The 23,599-nt window shown below is 52.9% G+C and carries 18 protein-coding genes; 12 read left to right on the top strand and 6 right to left on the bottom strand.

Features of this window, described 5'->3' with window-relative positions; genetic code table 11:
• Positions 1-235: 235 nt before the first annotated feature.
• Positions 236-1,168 carry a malate dehydrogenase gene (gene mdh, locus ACZCED_RS01965; RefSeq protein ID WP_462968093.1) on the top strand — a complete coding sequence of 311 codons (933 nt, stop codon included), beginning with the start codon at positions 236-238 and terminating at the stop codon, positions 1,166-1,168.
• Here mdh and uvrC read toward each other — a convergent pair.
• From uvrC to ACZCED_RS01940, 5 genes are all read right to left on the bottom strand, one after another.
• Entirely contained in the window at positions 1,160-2,980 is a 1,821-nt protein-coding gene (gene uvrC / locus ACZCED_RS01960; RefSeq protein WP_464860097.1) for an excinuclease ABC subunit UvrC, read from the bottom strand. The genes mdh and uvrC overlap by 9 nt on opposite strands.
• A gap of 36 nt (positions 2,981-3,016) precedes the next feature.
• A complete protein-coding gene (uvrB, locus tag ACZCED_RS01955; protein ID WP_462968095.1) occupies positions 3,017-5,011 on the bottom strand; it encodes an excinuclease ABC subunit UvrB in 1,995 nt (664 codons plus the stop codon).
• A gap of 6 nt (positions 5,012-5,017) precedes the next feature.
• Positions 5,018-6,454 (bottom strand): cysteine--tRNA ligase, encoded by a 1,437-nt coding sequence (gene cysS, locus ACZCED_RS01950; protein ID WP_464860096.1) that lies wholly within the window; start codon positions 6,452-6,454, stop codon positions 5,018-5,020.
• A gap of 160 nt (positions 6,455-6,614) precedes the next feature.
• On the bottom strand, positions 6,615-7,130 hold the full coding sequence (gene ispF / locus ACZCED_RS01945) for a 2-C-methyl-D-erythritol 2,4-cyclodiphosphate synthase (protein ID WP_462968097.1): 516 nt from the start codon (positions 7,128-7,130) through the stop codon (positions 6,615-6,617).
• Between the two features lie 127 nt (positions 7,131-7,257).
• Positions 7,258-8,181, bottom strand: a complete 924-nt coding sequence (locus tag ACZCED_RS01940) for an adenylate/guanylate cyclase domain-containing protein (RefSeq protein WP_464860095.1) — start codon at positions 8,179-8,181, stop codon at positions 7,258-7,260.
• 477 nt (positions 8,182-8,658) lie between these two features.
• On the opposite strand from ACZCED_RS01940, the gene ACZCED_RS01935 reads away from it, so the two are divergent.
• The 9 genes from ACZCED_RS01935 (at position 8,659) to ACZCED_RS01895 (ending at position 20,206) form a co-directional block, all read left to right on the top strand.
• Entirely contained in the window at positions 8,659-10,518 is a 1,860-nt protein-coding gene (locus ACZCED_RS01935; protein WP_464860094.1) for a hypothetical protein, read from the top strand.
• Between the two features lie 38 nt (positions 10,519-10,556).
• Positions 10,557-11,081 carry a hypothetical protein gene (locus ACZCED_RS01930; RefSeq protein WP_462968100.1) on the top strand — a complete coding sequence of 175 codons (525 nt, stop codon included), beginning with the start codon at positions 10,557-10,559 and terminating at the stop codon, positions 11,079-11,081.
• A gap of 35 nt (positions 11,082-11,116) precedes the next feature.
• The gene (locus ACZCED_RS01925) at positions 11,117-11,641 is read left to right on the top strand and encodes a hypothetical protein (RefSeq protein WP_464860093.1); all 525 of its coding nucleotides are present in this window, start codon (positions 11,117-11,119) and stop codon (positions 11,639-11,641) included.
• A 118-nt stretch (positions 11,642-11,759) separates the two neighbouring features.
• Entirely contained in the window at positions 11,760-13,331 is a 1,572-nt protein-coding gene (pilQ, locus tag ACZCED_RS01920; RefSeq protein WP_464860092.1) for a type IV pilus secretin PilQ, read from the top strand.
• 177 nt (positions 13,332-13,508) lie between these two features.
• A complete protein-coding gene (locus ACZCED_RS01915) occupies positions 13,509-15,233 on the top strand; it encodes an AAA family ATPase (protein WP_462968103.1) in 1,725 nt (574 codons plus the stop codon).
• A 35-nt stretch (positions 15,234-15,268) separates the two neighbouring features.
• Positions 15,269-16,978 (top strand): GspE/PulE family protein, encoded by a 1,710-nt coding sequence (locus tag ACZCED_RS01910; RefSeq protein WP_462968104.1) that lies wholly within the window; start codon positions 15,269-15,271, stop codon positions 16,976-16,978.
• A 27-nt stretch (positions 16,979-17,005) separates the two neighbouring features.
• Positions 17,006-18,229 (top strand): type II secretion system F family protein, encoded by a 1,224-nt coding sequence (locus ACZCED_RS01905; protein WP_462968105.1) that lies wholly within the window; start codon positions 17,006-17,008, stop codon positions 18,227-18,229.
• A complete protein-coding gene (locus tag ACZCED_RS01900; RefSeq protein ID WP_462968106.1) occupies positions 18,226-19,566 on the top strand; it encodes a sigma-54 interaction domain-containing protein in 1,341 nt (446 codons plus the stop codon). The genes ACZCED_RS01905 and ACZCED_RS01900 overlap by 4 nt, the downstream gene beginning before the upstream one ends.
• Positions 19,567-19,807: 241 nt before the next feature.
• Positions 19,808-20,206 (top strand): type IV pilin protein, encoded by a 399-nt coding sequence (locus tag ACZCED_RS01895; protein ID WP_462968107.1) that lies wholly within the window; start codon positions 19,808-19,810, stop codon positions 20,204-20,206.
• 136 nt (positions 20,207-20,342) lie between these two features.
• Here the strand turns inward: ACZCED_RS01895 and ACZCED_RS01890 are convergent, their stop codons facing one another.
• Positions 20,343-22,502, bottom strand: coding sequence for a tetratricopeptide repeat protein (locus tag ACZCED_RS01890; protein WP_462968108.1), 2,160 nt, complete (start codon positions 22,500-22,502; stop codon positions 20,343-20,345).
• Positions 22,503-22,686: 184 nt separating this feature from the next.
• Here ACZCED_RS01890 and ACZCED_RS01885 point away from each other — a divergent pair, with 184 nt between their 5' ends.
• Positions 22,687-23,181 (top strand): prepilin-type N-terminal cleavage/methylation domain-containing protein, encoded by a 495-nt coding sequence (locus tag ACZCED_RS01885; RefSeq protein WP_462968109.1) that lies wholly within the window; start codon positions 22,687-22,689, stop codon positions 23,179-23,181.
• Entirely contained in the window at positions 23,178-23,588 is a 411-nt protein-coding gene (locus ACZCED_RS01880) for a PulJ/GspJ family protein (protein ID WP_462968110.1), read from the top strand. The genes ACZCED_RS01885 and ACZCED_RS01880 overlap by 4 nt, the downstream gene beginning before the upstream one ends.
• The last annotated feature ends 11 nt before the right edge of the window (positions 23,589-23,599 follow it).

Genomic DNA, 23,599 nt, shown 5'->3' with positions numbered 1-23,599 from the left:
TTCGGTTCTTTCCGAATTTTCATCGCTTACGGCGTGAAATGATTCCCAATGAACCTAATATTTTGTCACAAAAGGTGTTTTATCCTGTTTGCCCTTTTATTGTCAACATTTGAGAACTAACTTCTTATAAAACAAACATATTGACATAAACTGACTGTGTGTTATCAAGTTTTCTTCTTCCGAACAATTTCTAAAAATCGAAATAATAACCCTTCAACCCTCAAAGGAGCATGTTATGGACAAAAAAGTTACCGTTGTCGGCGCTGGAAATGTTGGTGCGACCGCAGCCCAGCGGCTGGCTGAAAAAGAACTTTGCGATGTCGTTCTGGTGGACATCGTCGAAGGCGTTCCCCAGGGAAAGGCCCTTGACCTGACAGAGGCCGCACCTATTGAAAAGCACGATGCCAAACTGACAGGTACCAACGGATATGAAGCGACCGCGGGATCGGACATCGTAATCATCACCGCCGGTATTCCCCGTAAACCCGGCATGAGCCGGGACGATTTGATCAGCACCAACGCCGGGATCATCAAAAGCGTTACCCAGCAGATCGCCAAACATTCCCCGGACGCCATCCTGATTATCGTCAGCAATCCCCTCGACGCCATGTGCCACGTGGCCTTTGAAGCTTCCGGTTTCCCCAAGAACCGGGTTCTGGGTATGGCCGGCGTGCTGGACTCAGCCCGTTTCCGGGCGTTCATTGCCATGGAACTGGATGTGTCCGTGGAAAATACCCACGCCTTCGTGTTGGGCGGGCATGGAGACACCATGGTTCCACTGCCCCGCTACTCGACGGTGGCCGGAATTCCCATCACCGAACTGCTGCCCAAGGACCGCATCGACGCACTGGTGAAGCGCACCGCAAACGGCGGGGCTGAAATCGTCGGTCTGCTGAAGACCGGCAGCGCCTATTACGCACCGGCTTCCGCCGCCGTGGAAATGGCTGAATCCATACTAAAAGACAAGAAAAAAGTCTTGCCCTGTGCCGCCTATCTCCAGGGTGAATACGGAATAAACGACCTTTTTATCGGTGTACCGGTCAAGCTGGGTAAAAACGGCATGGAACAGGTGATTGAAATTACGCTGACCGAGGATGAGAAGAATGCCTTGATGAAATCCGCTGCTGCCGTTCAGGAGCTGAAGAACGATCTTGCCAAGTTAAACTAGTGCCTGTTTGATGGCCTTGGCCAGGGATTCATTGATGCCGGGCAGTCTGCTGAGCTCATTCTCAGTGGCTGCCCGGATCTTATTCAGGCTGCCGAAATGCCTCATCAGCAGGCGCTTTCGTTTGGGCCCCACCCCGGCGACGCCGTCCAGCGCGGATTTGATCATCTTGCGGGCCCGCTGTTTGCGCTGAAACGTCACGGCAAAGCGATGGGCCTCGTCCCTTATCTGCTGGAGCAGCAACAAAAGCCTGCCATCCGCCCCCAGGTTGACGGGGTTGGCTCTATTAGGCAGATAGATCTTGTCTTCGGTCTCTTTTTTATCCGCGTCCATTTTGGCGATCCCTGCGATGGCAAACCGCCCCGTCAATCCCAACCGTTCCATTACCGCGACGGCTATATTCACCTGCCCTTTTCCACCGTCCACCAGCAGCAGGTCCGGTTCAGGACCGGACGACCCGAGCTTGCTGTACCGTCGCGTCAGTACTTCGGCCATACTGGCATAATCGTCCGGGGAGGATACCGTGCGGGTGGTGTAACGGCGATAGCCGGCCTTATAAGGCCGGCCTTCGACAAAAACGACCATGGCTGAAACCGGGTTCGTGCCGGCCAAGTTGGAATTGTCGAAACACTCGATCCGCTGCGGCAGTCGATCCATACGAAGCCGCCGTTTCAGCCCATCGAGGACAGCGGCTTCACGGGAGGCCTTCTGGAGCCGCTCACGAAGGGTGTTTTCAGAATTGTTTTCAGCCATCTCCAGCAGCCGTTTTTTTTCACCCCTTTTGGGGTGACGAATCCTCACCCGCCTCCGCTTCCACTCAGAGAGGGTCTCTTCCAGCAGTTCGCTATTTTCCGGCAGTTCAGGTACCAGCACTTCTCCTGGGATCCCGTGGGTCTGTTGGTAATACTGCGCCAGAAACTGGGCCATCAATTCACCTTTTTCAGGCGCGGCGTGACTGATTTCAAAATGACGGATCCCCTGCAGAAAACCGCGGCGAAGGTTCATCACGCTCACCAACCTGAAGTCGCTGTTGCCACTGATACCGATCACATCACGATCCAGAAAGTCGGTGGTTACGGTTACTTGGCGCTCCAGGGTTTTTTCCAGGGCAACCATCCGATCTCTCAGCGCCGCCGCCGTTTCAAATTCCAACGCATCGGAGGCCTTTTGCATGTGGCGCCGGATCCGCCTGATCAGCTCCGGGGTGCGCCCTTTTAGAAAGAGGATGACGTCCTTAACCATTTCCCGGTAGGCTTTCGGATCAACCGGCAGGCAACAGGGAGCCAGACATTGGCCCATCTGATGGTGGATGCACGGCCGGGTGCGGTGGTTCAACGTGCGATCACTGCACTTTCGAAGCGGAAACGTTTTATTGATCAGTTTGACGGTCTGCCGCACGGCTTGGGCGGATGAATACGGTCCGAAATAAACGGCTCCATCCTTTGGCGTTTTACGGACGATTTCAATTTTAGGATAGGTCGAGTTGATATCGATTCGAAGGGAAGGATACCGTTTGTCGTCCTTGAGCACCACATTGAAACGGGGCCTGTGCCGCTTGATCAGGTTGGATTCGAGGATCAATGCCTCTTTTTCCGAAGCCGTAACCACGGTTTCAATGTCAGCCACCCGGGCGACCATCAATTCGGTTTTCGCGCCATGGGCATCCTGCCGCTGGAAGTAGGATGCCACCCGTTTTTGCAGGTTGATCGCTTTGCCTACATAGATGATTTCTCCGCTGGTATCTTTCATCAGGTAGACACCGGGACCGTCGGAAATGGCGCCAATAATCCCGGACAGGTGGTCTGATGAATCCATACGGCCCATCGGTTGTACCATGACGCTCACCAATGCTTATGATTCAAACAGCAGCCGTTTTCGTAGCGCTTTGATCCGGTCCCGGATCGAAGCGGCTTTCTCGAACGCCAGGTCCCGGGCCGCGGCCTTCATTTGGGTTTCCAGATCACGGATAACGGATTCGATGTTATCATCCGGGCCGAAGTCAACCGGAACTTCGGCCACCTGCATCGGTTCGGTATCCGGTGACTGATAGGCGCTGTCGAATATATCCGTTATGCTCTTGTGAATGGATTGCGGGGTGATGTGGTGCATTTCATTGTACTGCTGCTGGATCTCCCGCCGCCGGTTGGTTTCTTCAATCGCCTCCTTCATGGAAGCAGTGATCCGGTCGGCATAGAGCACCACGGTGCCGTTGATGTTTCTGGCCGCACGGCCAAAAGTTTGAATCAGTGAGCGCTTGGATCGCAAAAAGCCTTCCTTGTCCGCATCCAGGATGGCAACCAAGGACACCTCGGGGATATCCAAGCCCTCCCGCAGCAGATTGATGCCAATCAGCGCATCGAACTTGCCTACCCGTAAATCCCGGATGATGTCCATGCGCTCCATGGTGTGGATATCGGAATGCAAGTATCGCACGGACAGCCCCAGATCCGTATAATATTCAGTGAGGTCTTCCGCCATTCGTTTGGTCAGTGTGGTCACCAGAATGCGCTCCCCGCGCTGCTGCCGGTTCCTGATTTCACCATAAAGGTCATCCACCTGATTGCGGGCTCCCCGCACGTGCACCACCGGGTCGATGAGTCCGGTGGGCCGGACGATCTGCTCCACGACCCGGCCGTTCGAGGCGGTCAGTTCATACTCTGCCGGTGTGGCCGATACATAAACGACCTGATTGATGCGGCTGGACCACTCGTCGAACTTGAGCGGCCGGTTGTCAAGGGCCGAGGGTAACCGGAACCCATAATTGACCAACGTGGTTTTACGAGAGCGGTCTCCTTTATACATGGCCCGGATCTGGGACACGGCGATGTGGCTCTCATCCACGAAAATGAGGAAATCTTTAGGGAAGTAATCGAGCAGTGTCGGCGGTGGCTGGCCGGCCAGACGGCCGGTCAGGTGCCTGGAGTAGTTTTCGATGCCGTTGCAGTACCCGATCTCCTGGATCATTTCAAGATCGAAGAGCGTGCGCTCTTCGATGCGTTGGGCTTCGATGAGCTTGTTTTCATTCCGGAAATAATCGACGCGATCCTTCAGTTCCCGAACGATGGTTTTCGTGGCCCGCTCGAGCGTGGCTTTGCGCGTCACGTAGTGGCTGGCAGGAAACAGGGTGATCTCGTCCAGGCACCTGATAGTGGTGCCTTTCAGGGGATCGAATTCAAAGATATTTTCGATTTCATCCCCAAAAAAATCGATGCGGACCGCCGTGTCCTCCTCGTAGGCGGGAAAAATTTCCACCCGATCCCCCCGCACCCGAAAGACACCACGATGGAAATCCATATCGTTTCGCTGGTAGTGGATGGACACCAACTGATAGAGCAACCGCTCCCGGGGAAGATCCATACCGGTCGTAATGGTGACACGCATGGAGAGGTAATCCTCCGGGGCACCCAAGCCGAAAATGCAGGAGACACTGGCTACCACGACGACATCGGATCGAGACAGCACGTTGCGGGTGGCGGAATGGCGCATTTTATCGATCAGTTCATTGATCGAAGAATCCTTTTGGATGTAAGTGTCCGTGGTGGGGAGATAGGCTTCCGGCTGGTAATAGTCGTAGTAGCTGACGAAATACTCGACGCTGTTTTCCGGGAAAAGGGAACGAAATTCGTTGTAGAGTTGGGCCGCTAGGGTTTTGTTAGGCGCCAGAATCAGCGCCGGGCGATTGACCGTGGCGATGATGTTGGCCATGGTGAAGGTCTTGCCGGAACCAGTCACTCCCAGCAGGACCTGGCTGTGCACACCGCTTAGGATCTGTTCGGAGATGGTGTGGATGGCCCGGGACTGGTCGCCGCAGGGGGTGAATTCAGATACGAGCTTAAAAGATGACATGCGGGATCAGGTGGCCACTTTCCAATGGGTTCCGTCGCCTTTGTCTTCGAGGAGGATTCCGGCTTCTTCGAGCTGGGCCCTGATTTCGTCGGCCCGTTTCCAGTCTTTGTTTTTGCGGGCGGCGGCACGTTCAGCCACCAGTGCGTCGATCGCTTCGGTGGAGACCGCCACATTCTGTAGCTGGCTGCTGGTCCGCTGCTCGAAAAAGGATTGCCAGGATTGTTGGAGAATCCCAAGCACACCGCCTATGCGCATCAGGTCGATGCTCAGGGATGCCAGATCACCCTCGGCCTTCGACGACCGGCCCTCTTCATCCAGTATCCGGTTTGCTTCTTTCACCAAGTTAAACAGTATGCCGACACCTTTGGCCGTGTTGAAATCATCGTTCATGGCCTCACGGAAGGCCGGCCAATAGTTTTTACCGGTTGTCGGATCGTCTGCCTCGGTATGACCGGCCTCCTCGTCCAGACGCTTGAGCAGGCCATAAATTTTATCCAGCGCCTTTTCCGATTCTTTCAGATTCTGATCGGAAAAATCAATGGGGCTGCGGTAATGGCTCGAGAGCAGGAACAGGCGGACCGTTTCGGGGTGGTAGGATTTCAGGATATCCTTGATCATCAGGAAATTGTTCAAGGATTTGGACATTTTTTCGTTATTGATGTTCACGAATCCATTGTGCATCCAATATCGGGCGAACGGTTTGCCGTGGGCAGCTTCGGATTGCGCGATTTCGTTTTCGTGGTGGGGAAAGATCAGGTCCTTGCCACCTCCGTGAATATCAAAGGTTTCGCCGAGAAACCGGCTGCTCATGGCCGAGCATTCGATATGCCAGCCGGGACGACCCGCACCCCAGGGGCTCGGCCATGACGGTTCACCCGGTTTGGCGGATTTCCAAAGCACGAAATCAAAAGGATTACGCTTGTTCTCGTTGATTTCGATCCGGCTGCCGGCAACCATATCGGCCAGTTTGCGTCCGGATAGCTTTCCATAGTCTTTGAAGGTCTCCACCGCGTAAAACACATCCCCGCCGACCAGGTAGGCGGCCTTTTTTTCCACCAGGTTCTCGATGATGTCAATGATGTCGGCGATGTGTTCCGTGACCCTCGGTTCCCGGTCGGCACGCATCACATTGAGTGCATCCATGTCACGGTGGAACTCGTCGATATATTTTTCCGCAAGATGGCGTGCATCCATGCCAACCATGTTGGCCCGGTTGATGATCTTGTCATCCACATCCGTGAAGTTACGGATGTAGGTGACCTGATAATCCATAGCACGAAAATAACGAACCACCACATCGAACACCACGACCGATCGGGCATGACCCACATGGCAGGAGTCATAAACGGTCGGGCCGCACACATATATCATCACCTGACCGGGTACCACCGGTTCAAATGTCTCTTTTGATTTGGTCAGTGTGTTGTAGATACGCATAACCATCAGTAGGAAGCCTCTCGCGTTCTCATCGAGTCCGTCAACAAATGGGTCGATTCCGGTCCCGGCCCGCTTTCTCGCTCCATTGAGCACGAGGTGAAGCGTAGCGCTATCCCCAACGCATCCGTCGCTTTCAATGTCGCTGGAGCCCTGGCCTCAACCCGGGTCAGCCATTTCCGGAAGGACACGAATTGCCTGATTTCGGCGTTGCGGATCGAAGCAGGACCACACACATGGCGGCTATGCCGTCTCCATGGCCGATGGCCCCAAGCCCTTCGGTGGTCGTCGCCTTGATGTTGATCAGCCCCTTATCCACCGACATGCTGTCGGCCATCCGCTCGGCCATCCGGTCTTTGTAAGGAGATAGACGGGGCTCCTGGGCAAACACGGTGGCATCCATGTTGACCAGTTCGAGTCCCGATGCGTTTACCCGGCGGTAGACCGCCGTCAACAGGTCGATACTGTAGATATTGAGGTAACGGGGGTCCGTATCGGGAAAACTGTCGCCAATGTCCCCCATTCCCATCGCGCCCAGAAGCGCATCACAGGCGGCATGCACCAGAACGTCGGCGTCAGAATGCCCCAGCAACCCCTTTTCAAACGGGATGGTTTCGCCGCCTAGCACCAACTTCCTGCCCGGCACCAACCGATGAATGTCATATCCCAACCCGATACGTGTCATATTGAGCGAACAATCGTTTCAAGTAATGATAAGAGCAGGCTTCTTAGCATATTTGACATTCGCCGTAAAGCAGCACCTGGTTTTGTGACCGATGGGGAACCACGGCAGGAAAGCAAGTGAACGACAATCATCCGGAGTGTCTTTTTTCACCGGCGACGGCGAACGCGTTGATCGGTTTGAATTTACCCTTGGCATGAATCTTACCCAATGGATGGGCATCAAATCGGTGTTTTACCTGGGCCCACGTATTCTCGGAGATCAGAATCTGATCAGGCTGTGCCGCGGAGCACAATCGTGAGGCGGTGTTGACAGTGTCGCCAATGACTGAATAGCTCATGGTATGCGAGGAACCGATATACCCCGCCATGAGATTGCCGGTGTTGATGCCGATGCCGAACTTGATTTCCGGACGTTTCGCATCCGCTCTTTTACGGTTGAAGTCGGCGAGTGCGGTTTTCATTTCCAGAGCGGCCATCACGGCCCGTTGGGGATCGTCATCATGAGCGACCGGCGCTCCCCAGATCACCATCATCTCATCTCCAATGAACTTATCCACGGTTCCTTCATGGCGAAATACCACTTCCACCAACACCTCGTAGTACTCATTGAGAAGGCGCAGCACTTCAGAGGCCTGGTTGTTTTCGCTGATTGTGGTGAAACCCCGGATATCCACAAAAAGGACCGTTGCGACCCGGTCTTTTCCGCCCTTTTCAACCTTCAGTTCGCCGGATACGACCCTTTCGGCGAGATCAGGCGACAGCAGGCGCTGAAAGCGTTCACGAGTGGCGGCGTCACGTTCGAGCGAGGCTTCGGCTTTTTTCCGTTCATTGATGGTATATTGTGCGTGGGAACCGAAAATGGCAAACAAACACAGCACGATGATCCGCGTCCACACCTCGTCGAGGTTTATGCCCAGCATTTGTTCGAGCAGATTGCCGTAACTGGTGAATATGGACAATATGGAGTCAAGAATCCAGTAGACCACCGCCAGCATAAAACCGATCAGCATCATGTGGTCGGTCAGGCGAACAGAGCGATTGGGCATCTTCATAGACGTTTTTCCGGAACAAAAGTGCTTGTCATCCTGTCCTGTGCCATCTGACAGGCGGTTTGAAGGCCGATCTGTCTTTCCGGCTCTTCCGGTATCTTTCCATATTGTAGAAAAAAGCGATTATTCCAAGGCTGTCGTCCTGATGAAAATAGAAGGCGGTTCATTTTTTTTCAAGAACTAATGCGCCATTCTTTAGAATTTTCGTTATTACCGAGTCGGATGAACGGTTTTAGATCAGGGTGGTACAAAACTGGAGCATCGGCTGGCGATTCGGCAAATATCCAATAATAAAAAAATGATAAGTCCCATCGTCCCCGACTATTAAGCCTTGACAAACACCGGCGAAATGGTTCAAAATCGTAACCGTTTGAATGTGTTACCGGCTTTGTGCAGTTTTTGCCGCAATGATCCGGAATGCTTTTGGCCACTGAAGCGCGTTTTCGAGACACGACAGCCATATCGATACGGAGTACTGAATTGGCGCGAAAGGACGAGATTTCCTCTACTGAAAAACTACTGGATCTGATCCGATACAATACTCCCCCCCAGTCATCTGCCAATCCAACCGAACCTGCCGCACCATCCCAAAAAATGGCGCTGCTAAAGGCACTATCCTTTCAGAAAGCCATCGGCATCGGTGTTGAAATAGGCAACCGCTGCATCAAGATAGCCAAGGTCAACCGAATCTCGGACAAGACCTTTGAACTTCTGGACTACGACACCATCGAGATCGAACAGGCCGACGGGTTGGATACGCCGTACCTGGCCAGGGCCTTGGCTACGATATTGTCACGATTCTGCAGTGGCCTGAAGCGATATGATATCTGGTGTTGTGTGGCATCGGCAAAAGTGGAAACCCGCTGCATCCGCATACCCAAACTACCTAAAAAGCAAATTCCAAATGCAGTCTTCTGGACATTTTCGAAAGAAGTCACTTTCAGCGATAAAGAGATGTTGCTGGATTTCAGGATACTGGGGGATGTGAATGAAAACGGATTGACCAAAACCCAGGTCATGACATTCACCATTCCCATTGCCGAAACGGAAGCCCTGAAGAAGCTTTTCAGTCGGTCCGGCTATCCGCTTGCCGGCATTTCGATCGTCCCCTTTGCCATCCAAAATCTGTTGAAGACGGGTTTGGTTCAGGAAACCGGGCAGAACACCTGCTGCCTGTTCATCGGCCGGGACTGGTCGCGCATCACTATTTACGCCAATGGCGACCTGATCCTTTCGCGGGGCATCAAGGCCGGTATGCACAGCATGATCGATGCCATCGCCGAGCAATATCGACATCCGTCATCCAGCGGCATGCCATCGGCGTTGGTCATGGAGGAACGCGACGTTCTCCCCGCCGAAGAAAGAGATGAATATTTTACTGCCGCCCAGGAAGACTTTTACCGGTTCCTGGATACTGGCAGCACCACCGCCACACGGCATCAAAATGGTCAGCCGGTCGATATCTTCCAAACCATCTATCCCGCCATCGATCGCCTGATCAAGCAGGTGGAGCGCACCATCGCCCACTTTTCCCTTCATTTCAAACGATCCGGCGTCAGCGACATTCTTATTTCCGGCAAAATGACAGCCAACACGGCGGTCATTTCCCACATCGGATCTCAACTGGGAGTGCCCGTCAACATTCTGAATCCGTTTCCCCATCCACACGCCTTTACTCAGAAGGTGACCATTCCGGAACTCCCGGCGGATAAGGAGAGTTTTGTTCCGGCTGTCGGGATCGGACTATCCTCCAATGAACTGACTCCCAATTTCCTTTTCACCTATCGTCACCGGGAAAAAAGGAACCGGGCACGCCAGATCCGGATCGGCATCTCAGCCGCCAGCATCGGTTTCCTGGCGTTGCTGTTATGCGGCTTTTTATGGCAGGAACACCACATATCCGTAAAAGCCGCCCAAGTGGACCGTTTAATCCAGCAGCGGGACGCCTTCAATGTGCCGCTGACACAGGAACTGGTCATGGCCCTCTATGCAAAGGTAAACCAGAAACGAGGCCGGATTACCACCTTGAGTCGGCAGTATTACGGTTCCGCGGTCATAGCAGAGGTCATCCATCTCACACCGGCGAATATTCAATTGATCGCCCTGAGTGCCGACATGGATGCACGCGTTGCGAATTCTAAAAACAAAACCGAGCCGTCCTTGGTGATCGAAGGGGTTGTCACGGGTGACAAGATCCGCTTCGAAACGGATTTGGCGAGCTTCATGCTAACCATCGATGATTCACCGCTATTCAACAAGCCCGTTGTCAAAAGCAAGCGGCTTCAGTTCTTGGACGACCGACCGGTTCTGCGGTTTTTAATCCACTTCGAACTCGCCTGAGCGACATCCGGGAAAAACAAGACCCATGCGATAATACGATGGCCGACACGAAAAACCAAAGCAGCCCCATTTTAGTGATTCTCTGCGCCTTCGGCCTGCTGGCCTTTCTGGCCCTGGTGATCTATCCGAACTACCGCAGCATGAAGGATTACGACCGTCAGATATCCGTGCTGAACGGAGAAATTGCCTTGCGGCAGGCACTGTCTCCCATATACAGCAAGCTGGCTGCCCAAGCACGCATCGCACCGTCTACCCAACTGAAATCTCCTGATAAAACGGCGCTGGATATCGAGAACACAGGTCGGCTGACTCAACTTTTTCAACATATTGCCAACACCGCCGGACTGAGGCTTGAGAGCGTAACCCCCGATGCACAGACCTTTGACCAGGGAAACGGCCTGCTGATGGTAGAAGTCGTTTTCAAAGGTGAATTTTTAAATGTTCAACCGCTGATCAACACCATCGTCGAGCAGCCTTTTGTAGACCGGATTAATAAAATCCAAATCCGATGCGCAGAGGAGAACAAATCGATCATGCTCTCCGTATCGCTGCTGCACCGTTAATGTCGTTCAGCGCGCAATGAGGATTCGTGGTATCGATGACTAGACGGGAAAAAATAATCGTCTCTATCATGGCGGCGACCGTATTGCTGGGTGGTTATCTGTATTGGGGTCCAGTGACGACCGGCGGTCGACAGGGAGTTGACAAAAAGCCTGACGACCAGGCTCTCGAATTTGCCCAAAAAGTTATCCAACAGCTCAAGGAAGACAAGGCGTTGTCCAAGGAGCTGTTCACCATCCGCAGTGCCGAACGCAAGTGGGAAAAGGATCCGTTTTTAAAAACCGACATCGTGCTGTCGGATACCCCGCAGCTCGACGTTCCGGATAATGCAACAGTAACCGCCGACACCCGGCCGACTCTGATTTACACCGGTTTTCTCGAAGTGGGGACGCAGCGCCTGGCCATTATCAATGGAATAGAGTACACTTCGGGGGAAGCCATTGATGACCAGGGACACTACGTTCGCCGTATTCATCCGCATCAGGTTGAAATCGGCAATCAACATACACCAGGAGTTATCACATTGAGGTTGATGGAATACGAAGCCATTACCGGCAACTAGTCTTTTCCGGAAAAGAGCAGATGGCGGGCCGCATCAGATCCGGCCCCAGAAGGTTAATAATTCGAGAACGCCGATTATGGATGGACACTTAAATTCGGACAGACCATCAGGGAGCCCCATGTCATCCAATCATCGAAATCAATGGGTAGTGTTGGTGTTGGCAACCCTTTTTCTGCTGACCTGTTTCAGCGGATGCAGCCAACAGAAAGTTCAGAAGAAAGAGACCGTTTTCGATCAGTGGCAGGCCCGGGCAGCCGAATCGCGGGGGTTCTCTCCGCCCGAACAGCATCGCATCATCGATATGCCGGAAAATCTGCCACCATCCGATAAAACGGTGGTTGACCAGAAGCGGATCGATAGACCGCTGCCCGACAAGCCGGTCACATTGAAAATACACCAGGCGGACATCTCTGTGCTGCTGCGGGCCCTGTCGCGTTCGGTTGGCATCAGCATCATCATCAACAACTCGGTCAAAGGGGTCACCAGTCTCAATGTCGTTAAGCTTCCATGGAATCAGGTGTTCGAAGGTATCCTTAAAACACACGGGCTCTCCTACGCATGGGAGGGCGACCTGCTGCGCATCGTCACCCTCGACGACAAAGCCAATATCGTCCGCCAGTTGGAGGCGGACCAGAAAATTCTCTCCACGCGAAGGCAGATGGAGCTTTCCGAGCCGCTGCTGACCAAAATCGTTCACGTCGATTACGCTGATGCCGGTAAGCTGAAAACCAATCTGGAAAAGTTTCTGACGGAAGCGGACAGCGGAAAAATACTGGGTTCGGTGTTGTTGGACGAACACAACAACGCCTTGATCATCCAAGCCACCCGGAACGACCTCGAACGCATGATCGCATTGATTACCGAACTGGATCAGCCCACAGCCCAGGTACTCATTGAAGCGCATATCATCGAAGCCACCAGTGAAACGGCCCGGGAGTTGGGTGTGCAATGGGGCGGCCTTTACACCGGCAACGACTATTGGGTGACCCCCAATGCCGGCGATGCCATCGGTTTGAGTGCCGCAGACACGGTCAATCCGTCATCCGGATGGGCGGCGACTTTTCCGGCCGATCTGTCCGGCGCCACTGTTGCCGGTTCCGGATTTGCCCTGGGCATGATTGTCCAGTCCGGCGATCTGCTGCTCTCCGCCCAACTCAATGCACTGGAAGAGGAAGGCAAACTCAATATATTGTCCAATCCATCCATTACCACCCTGGACAACCAGACGGCTATCATCGAAAGTGGTGATGAGGTCCCCTTCCAGACGGTAGACGACAACAAAGTTCAGATCGAATATAAAAAGGCGGTTCTTCGATTGGAGGTCACCCCGCATGTCATCGAAGGCGATACGTTGAAGATGGACATCATGACCAACAAGGATGAATTGGATTTTACCCGCACCGTATCGGGAAATCCCACGGTGATCACGAAAAAGGCCAAGACCAATGTGGTTCTCTTCGACGGCCAGACGACGGTGATCGGCGGTTTGAACAAACAGACCGATCGGGGCGTTGATTACGGCATCCCCTGGTTTCGAAAAATCCCCGGCCTGGGATATCTGTTCAAAGGGGAATCTAAAAACAACCAGATGCAGGATCTGTTGATCTTTATAACGCCCCACAACCAAAAAACACGACCGGCGTCGGCATTGGCACCCATGCCTAAAGTCGAGTCGGCGCCGGCCGAATAACAGTTTTTGGGCGTCGATGCGGCGCGCCGACAATGATTTATGCGCCCCGGGTGAACCGCGATAGCGAGCGCATTTCCCGTCGCTTGCGGCGGGGTTGGCGAGCGAACTGAAAATTGATTTTTCATCCTTACGGTGAAGATTCCCCGCGGCTTGCCGCGGGGAGGGTTCAATGCTTTTATGGACTATTTCAACATACTCAACCTGGACCGGGAACCCTTCTCCAACTCCCCTGATCCGGATTTTTTTTTCCAATCCAGGCAGCATGTGGACTGCCTGCAGAAGCTCGAGCTGGCCCTTCGACTGAAGCGGGGACTCAACATCGTTATCGGCGCCGTGGGAGCCGGAAAAACCACGCTGTGCCGAACCTTGCTTAAAAAATTCGCCTCCGACAGCACCATCGAGTCTCACCTGATTCTTGACCCTTCGTTCAACTCCCCGTTGGCTTTTCTGGAACATATTTGTACCACGATCGTCGGCAATCAAATCCCCGCCAGCGACGGTCATGGTTTCAGGGAACAGATCAAAAATCACCTGTTTCAAAAAGGCGTGGATGAAAATAAAACCATCGTATTGATCATTGACGAGGGGCAGAAGCTTCCCCTGTTCTGCCTTGAAATCCTCAGGGAATTGTTGAACTACGAAACCAACGACCACAAACTGCTTCAAATCGTCTTATTCGCCCAGGAGGAATTCCAGGATATTCTGGATCGTCACGCCAATCTGGCCGACCGGGTGAACCTGATCCATTTTCTGGGACCGATGAGCCTAACCGATACCCGCCGGATGATCGGTTTCCGGATCAAACATGCCAGCGGTCAACCCCGTCCGCCACAGCTCTTCACGGGACCGGCCCTGCTCGCCATTTACCGCCTGACAGGAGGCTACCCCAGGAAAATTATTAACTTGTGCCACCAATGCATGCTGGCGCTTATCGTTCAGAACCGCTCCCGGGTCACCTGGCGCCTGGTCCGCTCATGCATGGACCGGACCCTGTCCGGGCACGGGCAAGCCCATCGCCATCGCCGCACGCTGGTCTTCTCGGCGTTGGTTTTTTCCGCTGTCATCGGGATTGGGTATATGGTTGCCCCGGCCTGGTTTCCACCGGTCTCCGCTTGGATTACCGGCAGCCAACCGACAAGGCCGGCGACGGTGAACGCGCACCATCACCAACCGATGGTTGATTCCCATAGGCCGCCGCCAATGAAGCCGATTCAGGCGAATGGTTCGACTGCCGACACCATCGGGCCAGCCGATGCGTTGCCAGCCGCCCCGGTCAGGGAGGTGTCTCCACCGTCACTGATCCAGGCCGCTTCTATTTCGGAAACGCCGGCGTTCACTGAAACGGTTATGTCCCCCCCCGCGCCCGCTGGGTCGACGCAGCAAACGGATGACCTCAAACTGGCACCGCCGTCGCTTCTCGGTGCATTGACCGTGCGGAGAAACGATACGCTGGGGTTGATGGTCAAGATCATCTATGGTGACTTTCGTGACCGCATCCTCGAGGCGGTGCTGGATGCCAATCCCCACATTGACCATGCCGATGCCATCCGCGTAGGCGATACCATTGCCTTTCCGGCCATTCCGGCAGCGTTTGTTCAACGCGCGTACCCGCTATGGTGGCTTAAGGTGGACCAAACCAGCTCTTTGGAAGCCGCTTTTCGACGATCGGTCGAAGCATCTAAAACCAAGGGCGCACCGCTGATGCGGATAATTACCCAATGGGACGATCAGGCCGGACTGAAATACGGAATTTTTGTTGCCGGTTACTTTTTTAGTCCGGCCGAGGCCGAAAATATGCTGGCCAGTTTGCCTGGTGAGTTGTCCGGCTCGGCCGAAATCATCTCCGGCTGGGCTGACCAAACCGTTCTTTTTTCCGATCCATTTCTGGGAAAAGGCTATTGACGACTGCAGGGCCGCTAAAGGATGCGGGTGGAAATGTGAAAGAAAAGAAAAAACTCGGCGAAATGCTCATCGATGGCGGACTGCTGACCGAAGATCAGCTCAAACAGGCCGTTGCCGATCATAAACGCAACAATATGAAATTGGGTGAATACCTCGTACGGGAAGGAATTGTCAGCAGCTCCGAGATCGTAAACCTGGTTTCCCAGCAGTTGACCATCGAAAAATACAGGCCGGACGCCTATCCCATTGACATCTCTCTGTCCAGTGTCATTCCGCTTGAGATGTGCCAGAAATATCAATTGGTTCCCATCGAGAGAAGCGGCCATCTGCTGAAGATTGCCATGACCGACCCCATGGAGATCAACGCCCTTGACGCCATCGAAGTGTACACGAATATCGAGGTGGAGGCGGTAATCTGCACCTACCAAGAACTCAACCACATGATTTCAAGCCTTTACGGCACTTATTCCGCTATCGGCGGGGTGCTTGACGGCATGAGCGACATGCAGATCGAGAGCGCCCAGGATGCCGAAACGGCATCCGTCTCTGAGGATGTGGAAGTCAGTTCCCTGCACGACATGGCTGAAGAAGCGCCGGTCATACGCCTGGTCAATTCGATTCTTTCCCAGGCCGTACGCGAGAGTGCCAGCGACATCCATATTTCGCCGGAAAAGGATTTCGTCCAGGTTCGCTTCCGGGTGGACGGCAAGCTTCATGAAGTGCCGGCCCCACCCAAATCGTTGCTGCTTCTAATCATCTCAAGGCTTAAAATTTTATCCAATATGGATATCTCCCTTTCACGGATCCCCCAGGACGGCCGCTTTACGATTCGCATGGACAACAAGGAGATCAATATCCGGGCATCGACCATTCCCACCATCTACGGAGAAAACATGGTGTTGCGACTGCTCGACACCAGCGGCGGCGTCTATTCGCTCGAACATCTGGGAATGAGCGAAGCAGATATTCTCAAACTGGAACCGATCATCAACAAACCATACGGTATGATCTTGAGCACGGGACCCACCGGAAGCGGCAAGAGTACGACGCTGTATTCCATACTCAAGAAGATCAACCAGCCGGACATCAACATCATCACCATCGAAGACCCGGTAGAATACCGCATAAACAAAATCCGCCAGATCCAGCTCAACCGCAAAGCGGGCATGTCCTTTGCCAGCGGACTGCGGTCCATCATGCGCCAGGATCCGGATGTTATCATGGTCGGGGAGATCCGCGACTCGGAAACGGCCAGCATTGCCGTTCAAAGTGCCCTCACCGGCCACCGGGTGTTAAGCACGGTTCACACCAACGATGCTGCCGGGGCCATCACCCGCTTTATCGACATGGGGATCGAGCCCTTTCTCGTCTCATCGGTGATGCTGGTTTCGATTGCCCAGCGCCTGGTACGGAAAGTATGTCCATTTTGCAAAAAACCATGGAAACCGCCCTCAGCCGCCCTTTCCTACTGGGGTCTGGATAAAGTCCAGGGTGCCGATTTCGTTCAGGGAAAAGGCTGCTACAGCTGCATGGACAAGGGGTATAAAGGCCGGACCGGCATATTTGAAATACTGGTCATCGATGAGATGGTCCAGGAGATGATCCTTCGTCGGGCGTCCTCCCAGGAAATTATGCGCGCCGCCAGGGAATCCGGCCGCCTGCGAACCTTGAAAGACGACGCCACACGGAAAGTGATCGAGGGGGAAACAACCCTCGACGAAGCAGTAACAGCGGTAATGATGTAGCCGCCTGAGATTTTATAAAGTAACTTCATGGCAAAATTTTACTATCAGGCAATTACTGAAAACGGGAGCTCCGTGTCCGGCGCCATCGATGCCGACTCTGCGGAAGGCGCCACCAGTGCGCTGGTGGCCAGGGGATACATCCCTCAGAAAATTACCGATGCGTCAAAATCAGGGATTGGTTTTTTCCTGACCGAGCTGCAGGAACGATTCACCATTGTCAAATTGCCGGAATTGATCCTCTTCACCAAGCAGCTCAGGACACTGATCCGCGCCGGAGTACCCATGCTGAAACTCCTCCAGGTACTTGAAAATCAGAGCGAAAACATCAAGCTGAAGCGGATCATCGTCTCCATATCGCAGGATATCCGGGAAGGCGGGAGCTTATATGACGGCTTCCGCAAGTACCCTTCGGTTTTTTCTCCGCTGTATTGCAGCATGCTTCATGCCGGCGAAACCAGCGGCGCCCTGCCCGAGATCCTGGACCGCCTGATCTATATCATGGACCATGACCAAAAAATTCGATCCGATATCCGATCGGCACTCCAGTACCCAGCCATCGTCATGGTCTCCCTGCTGGCGGCTTTCCTCATTTTACTGACGATGGTCATTCCCAAATTCGCCGCTATTTTTCAAAAATCAGGACTCGAACTGCCCCTGCCCACGGTGATCTGCGTGAAATTGTACGCCATCTTGATCTCCTACTGGCCGGCGTTGATTTTCCTGGCCATCGGGTTGGGTATTTTTATCAACATTTATCTGAAAAGCGAGATCGGGCGCTTCAGGCGCGATCGGCTGCTGCTTCACCTGCCCCTGTTTGGCGTGTTGGTCCGCAAAGCAGCCATGGCGCGGTTTGCGAGTATCTTCGCCATTCTGCAAGCCAGCGGCATATCCGTATTGGAAACCATGTCCATACTGTCCGAAACCATCAACAACGCCGCATTGTCCCGGGCATTCGAAAATATTACCGAACGCCTGGAAGAAGGCCGCGGAATATCCGGTCCGCTGGCCACATCACCTTATTTCACACCGATCATCATCAACATGGTTGCCATCGGTGAAGAATCCGGGAATCTCGATGAAATGCTCCACGAAGCGGCCGGACACTACGATTCAGAGCTCGAGTTCGCCATGAAGCGAATCTCCGATTCCATCGGTCCGATACTGACGGTATGTCTGGCGGCCATGGTGTTGTTCTTTGCCCTGGCCATCTATCTGCCCATGTGGGACATGGTGAAAATGGTCAATCCATGAAAGATATTCGCTTTCATATCAGCCTGTATGTCATTATTCCGGTTATTTTTGCCGGAATCGCCATCTTGTCCATCATCGTCACCTACAATACGACCACTTATTATCTTTCAAGAGCCTTGAACCCCATGTGGCCGGTGGTTTGGTGGGGGATGCTGCTGATCGCCTTCACCTTGATCTGCGGCATTCTTATCGTAAAACTGCTGATCGATCCGGTGAAGCGTTTTGTTATAAAGACAAAAGGGTTAGGCATCGTCAAAAATGTCAGTCCTCAACAAAATGCCTCCGCCGCCACCGATGATATGGGTAAGTTTACCATGGTATTCGAACAGGTTTCGGAATTGCTGAGCAAGGTAGAAGCCCGTCAGCTGTTTCCGGATATCATCGGGCAGAGCAAGGTGATGCGCGGTGTGTTCAACCAAATTGTCAAAGTGGCGCCCAAAGAATCCACGGTGCTGATTACCGGTGAAACCGGAACGGGCAAAGAATTGATTGCCCGAAGCATTCACCAGCACAGCAAGCGGCAGGACCGGCCATTCGTCGCGATCAATTGTGCCGCCATTCCTGAAGCCCTGCTGGAAAGCGAATTGTTCGGCTACGAAAAAGGGGCGTTCACCGGTGCAAATACAAAAAAACCGGGGAAATTCGAACTGGCTGATGGCGGCACCCTTTTCTTGGATGAAATCGGCGACATGCCCCTTGAAACCCAAGCCAAGGTGCTTCGTGCCATAGAGGAGAGCGCCATCGAGCGCGTGGGCGCCATCAAGCCGACAACGGTCAACGTCCGGTTTATTGCCGCTACGAATCGCAATCTCGAAGAGATGGTCGACAGGGGCCTTTTTCGGCAGGACCTGTTCTACCGGTTGAATGTCTTTTCGATTCTATTGCCGCCGTTGAGACACCGGCGTGAAGATATCCCCTTGCTTACCGAAAAGTTTTTGAATGAAATGGACAAAGAACGGCACTTGTCGTCGGAAGCGCTTCAGGTGCTGATGACCAATGATTGGCCGGGAAATGTACGCGAGCTCAAAAATGCACTGGAATCGGCGGCCGTCCTGGCAGATGAAAAGATTCTACCGTCCAACCTGCCCATGTCATTAAAGCGAAATGGAAGCCAACATGTGTCAAGCATCCACTTGAACGAAACGACAATCGATTCGAATGGGAACGCGGATCTGGATCAGCGCATCAAGGATTATGAGCGGAGAATAATCGTTGATGCGCTTCGCCGCTCTGGCGGTGTTCAAGTCAAGGCCGCCACCCTACTGGGCATCAAGGAACGAAGTTTGTGGCACCGGATAAAAAAGCACCAGATCGATATCGCCGAATTCAAACCATAGGCATAGGCAAACCCATGACCTACAAATTACGAAGGCGCAAACTACAAATTTTGTAGGATTTGCTTTTGTTGCCTGAATTTGGGTCGAAGATCTATCGTTGGCGATCTTTTTTTGGAAGATCTATTATTCTATTTTTCCTTATAGTTAACGCATCCTGAACAGATTATTTTATTTGGGTTGGCATTATCCGTGCTGGTATTTAGAGAGACGACAACCGCTTCCATGCTAGAACCGAGGAATTATGAAAAACGATCGCAATCCGAAAAATGTTCTCGAGAACCAGAAGGGTTTTACCCTCGTTGAAATCATCGCCGTATTGGTCATTCTGGGTATATTGGCGGCCGTTGCTATCCCCAAATATTTCAACCTCCAGGAAGAGGCCCGGGATAAAGCCCTGGATGCCGCCCTGGGTGAAGGCGTTGGCAGGGTCAATCAGCATTTCGCCAAACAATTGCTTTTAGGGGACACGCCCGGCGAGATCATCTATAGCAACACCACCATCGGAACAAATCTCGGTGACTTCACGTTAAACACAAGCGTGGCTGGAAATACGATCACTCTGGGTATTACAGGGAATGCCGGCACCCAGTTGGCCGGCAATACAAAGAGCAGGACCATTCCCCGCCCCGGTTCACCTTGATCGCTTACCTTTGCTCTTCAATTGAATGCTGATCCCCGCTATTCAGGTCGCCGGGTGACCTCGCCGCAGGCAGGGGGCACAGCTCGATGTCGCACTTTGAAAAACAATCATAGCCGGGAAAAGGGCCTTTCTTGTGTCAACGGCCTTTCCCGGCGTTTTCCGATTCACGCTGCAACGAAAACGAAATTACCGACAACAGGAATTCAGCATTATTGGTATATGCCACCGCTTCATATAGTATTGCACGGGTCAAGCCCTCCTTCAGCCAGTCATCCCAAGCCCTTTCGCCTTTTGCGGCCAGAAGATCGGAGACAACGCGGCTGAGCCGATCGTAATTTCCGGCCTGATAGTAAAGTTCACACAGAATCAGAGCGGCGACCAGGCTGTCCGGCCGTTGGCGTCGATAGGCCTGCCAGAAAAAAGTGGCTTTTTTCCGGTTTCCCTTCAACCGATAGCATTCACCGACAATCGCCAGCGGCTCCACAGCGCCCGCCTCTGCACGCCGGGCTTGTTGGGCATAGGCAAGAGCCGTCTCCGTTCTTCCCTTCAACAGCTGGATTTTTCCCATCGCCGTTAGAATCCCGGGATCATCCGGCCATTTGTTGATGCATGCCTCGAGGTGGACCTCAGCCTTTTCCACATTTCCGTTGACCAATTCGCAAATGGAATAGGCCAGCCACATGGTTTTGGAATTCAAGGTGATGCCGATCGCCCTTTTAAAATAGGACAAGGCTTGCGGATAGTCGTTTTCGATCGTTTCGTAAAATAATCCCAGGTTGTGGTAGGTCACGCCTTTCTGCGAAAGGTTGAAATAGCGGTCTAATTCGTCAGCCCGCTGAAGCGCCTGAAAAGCCTCGGGATAGTAACCCTGTTTCATCAACTCGATGCCGTAATTGTTCTGCACGACACTCAAGCGAGGCGACTTTCTGGCGTTGTCCCTCCAAAAAACCAGACCATGGCGAAACAGATTGCTGTAAGCGTAGGTGGAATGCCCGATTGACGCCAGGACCACAGCCACGCTGAGCACAACCATCGCTGTAATTTTACGGTTGTATGAAAAATAGCGAAGGGATTGGAGCAACAACAGGACCGGAATTAAAAACAGCATCATGGAGGGGATGTAATTGCGGTGTTCGTAAATCAATTCGAGGCCAATAAAGGACCCTTCAATGGCATGGTTGATAAAGAAGAAGACAACCGCAAAGGCGATAAGCGGCTGCCTCCTGGAAATCCAAAAAAAGGCGGTGAGAAGAGAAACAACCACCAGGATGATGCATGGCAGGGTCGTCCAAGGTGACCAGAGGGAGGTCGACACATCGATATCATGCACCAGCGTCAGCTCGGACTGCAGTGGATAAAAAAGCATCTTCAGATAAACCAGGACCACTCGCGATTGCGTCAGCATCCTTTCAACTGGGGAAAAGGGCCGATTTTGATAACCGTCGAACAGCCGTGACGGGTCGCTGTAAAGCAGGCCGACAAGGATAACCATGGCCAGCGCCGGTACGCCCCATCGCCACATTTTTTTTAAATCCTTACCTGCCACGCCCCGAAGCAAAAAAAGCTCACAGAAAAACAGGGAAACCGGCAGCATGGCGCTGTTCTCTTTGGTGGCAAAGGCGCATAGCGCGCACCATCCACTTGCAGCGAAATAACTGATTGCCCTGTTCCGGCTATCAGCGGTTCTCGCCTTGAGATACCCATACATGCTCATGATGGTGAACATGCCGGCCATGGATGCCATTCGCTGAACGATGTAGGTTACCGCCGTAACGTGAATGGGATGAATGGCCCATATCATGGCCGATAAAAATGCGATCGTGTGGGCCGTGCGGTGGTACTTGTTGTCGAAGAGGGGCAACATCAGGGAGTTTTTAAGGAACAGATATAGAAATACAGTGGCGGTTAAATGGATTATAAAATTGACCGCGTGGTAGCCGAACACCTGATTCTTTCCTACATACCAGTTCAGGGCAAAACTCAGGTATGCCAACGGGCGCTTGATCCTTTCACCGGCAGATAGGTCCTGTGATTTCAAAAAAAATGTTTTTTTCAGGGAGGCGACATCGATCTGCACTAAATGAACGTTTTCATTGTCCAGGATGTTGGGTTCGTCGTCGTATATCCAGACGCCTTGAAAGCTGGATGAATAAACCAGGAGAAGCACGACGATAAAAAATAGCAGTGCCGTAACCGTCTGTCTGGTCGATTGACCGAAATCCAGGGTAAAGGGGTCTGCAGATGCATCGATTGCTTTTTTCGCCTTGCTCCGGGCCGAATGAATCTGTGGGTTCACATCCAAGCCTTGTATCTTGGTATATATGCGCGTGACAACGGTTTGTATTTTTTCCCTGCCTCCTTATTACGTTAAAATAATGGTAAATACAATTCGTTAAGGACCGAAAGCTCCGTTAGGTTGAAAAACGGCGACCCATCGATTTGAGGTTTTATTCGGCCTTCACTTCTGGTAATCAATTGGCATGCCGCCAATTCGCCAATCACGGGACCAGACGGGTTTTACTCCCCTGGAAGTACTGGTGGTGCTGATCATCATCGGCATCATCAGCGTGACGGTTATCGGCCGCAGTCATATCGGCCAGACCGACCTTCTGGCACAGACCGAGGTCATCAAGTCCCATATCCGCTACGCTCAGTCCCTGTCCATGAATTCCAGCCGGATATGGGGAATCCGCTGCGGCGCCGCGGGCCAGTCCTACTGGCTTTTTGTTGACGGCGATCCAGACGATGTCAATAACCAACGAAAACTGCCCGGCGAAGAAACCATCATCGTCGATCTCGCCCAATTCAAGCTGACCCTGACAGCTGCGACTCTTTCTTTTGACGACCGGGGCCGACCTTGCGACGACGACCTTGGCACCCAACCCATTGAAGATGATCTGTTGCTGACTCTCTTGGCTGGCGGCGGTGCCAACACAACCATTCGCGTAACCCGTAACACAGGATTTATCCCATGAAATTAAAATTGTTGGATAAATCGGGGTTTACACTGATCGAAATCATCGTCACCCTTACCGTTACGGCCATCCTTTCGGTCATGCTGGTGCAGTTCATGGGCACCAGCCTTTCCAGGAGTGCGGAGCCAATCGTATCCATGCAGGAAGGCATGGCCCTGCAAAGTATCTTTGAAAGCATGAATGCGGACTACAAGCAGTTGCTGCTCACCGACAACACCCCTCTCGATACGTTTAAAACGAGGGTTGAAACCCCCGGATGGTATGGAACCTATGTGCTGTCTGACAGCACCTATATCCGCTTCGACGGCAGCCAGGTCGAAGTGCCCTGCAATACGCCGGATTGCCGGATACTGAAGGTAACGATTTCAATGGGCGACCATTCATTGACGTCGTTGTTTACCCGATAGCAGGATTACGG

This window comes from Desulfosarcina sp., assembly GCF_055467485.1.
The sequence above is the reverse complement of the archived record's forward strand: the minus strand, read 5'-3'. Positions and strand labels throughout refer to the sequence as shown.

Excerpts from the sequence above, each read along its gene's own strand:
- ACZCED_RS01885 (WP_462968109.1), top strand. The coding sequence starts at position 22,687 with ATGCCGCCAATTCGCCAATCACGGGACCAGACGGGTTTTACTCCCCTG.
- ispF (WP_462968097.1), bottom strand. The coding sequence starts at position 7,130 with ATGACACGTATCGGGTTGGGATATGACATTCATCGGTTGGTGCCGGGC.
- ACZCED_RS01915 (WP_462968103.1), top strand. The coding sequence starts at position 13,509 with ATGGACTATTTCAACATACTCAACCTGGACCGGGAACCCTTCTCCAAC.
- ACZCED_RS01900 (WP_462968106.1), top strand. The coding sequence starts at position 18,226 with ATGAAAGATATTCGCTTTCATATCAGCCTGTATGTCATTATTCCGGTT.
- ACZCED_RS01930 (WP_462968100.1), top strand. The coding sequence starts at position 10,557 with ATGGCCGACACGAAAAACCAAAGCAGCCCCATTTTAGTGATTCTCTGC.
- pilQ (WP_464860092.1), top strand. The coding sequence starts at position 11,760 with ATGTCATCCAATCATCGAAATCAATGGGTAGTGTTGGTGTTGGCAACC.
- uvrC (WP_464860097.1), bottom strand. The coding sequence starts at position 2,980 with ATGGATTCATCAGACCACCTGTCCGGGATTATTGGCGCCATTTCCGAC.
- ACZCED_RS01880 (WP_462968110.1), top strand. The coding sequence starts at position 23,178 with ATGAAATTAAAATTGTTGGATAAATCGGGGTTTACACTGATCGAAATC.
- ACZCED_RS01905 (WP_462968105.1), top strand. The coding sequence starts at position 17,006 with ATGGCAAAATTTTACTATCAGGCAATTACTGAAAACGGGAGCTCCGTG.
- ACZCED_RS01940 (WP_464860095.1), bottom strand. The coding sequence starts at position 8,181 with ATGAAGATGCCCAATCGCTCTGTTCGCCTGACCGACCACATGATGCTG.
- cysS (WP_464860096.1), bottom strand. The coding sequence starts at position 6,454 with ATGGTTATGCGTATCTACAACACACTGACCAAATCAAAAGAGACATTT.
- ACZCED_RS01925 (WP_464860093.1), top strand. The coding sequence starts at position 11,117 with ATGACTAGACGGGAAAAAATAATCGTCTCTATCATGGCGGCGACCGTA.
- uvrB (WP_462968095.1), bottom strand. The coding sequence starts at position 5,011 with ATGTCATCTTTTAAGCTCGTATCTGAATTCACCCCCTGCGGCGACCAG.
- ACZCED_RS01895 (WP_462968107.1), top strand. The coding sequence starts at position 19,808 with ATGAAAAACGATCGCAATCCGAAAAATGTTCTCGAGAACCAGAAGGGT.
- mdh (WP_462968093.1), top strand. The coding sequence starts at position 236 with ATGGACAAAAAAGTTACCGTTGTCGGCGCTGGAAATGTTGGTGCGACC.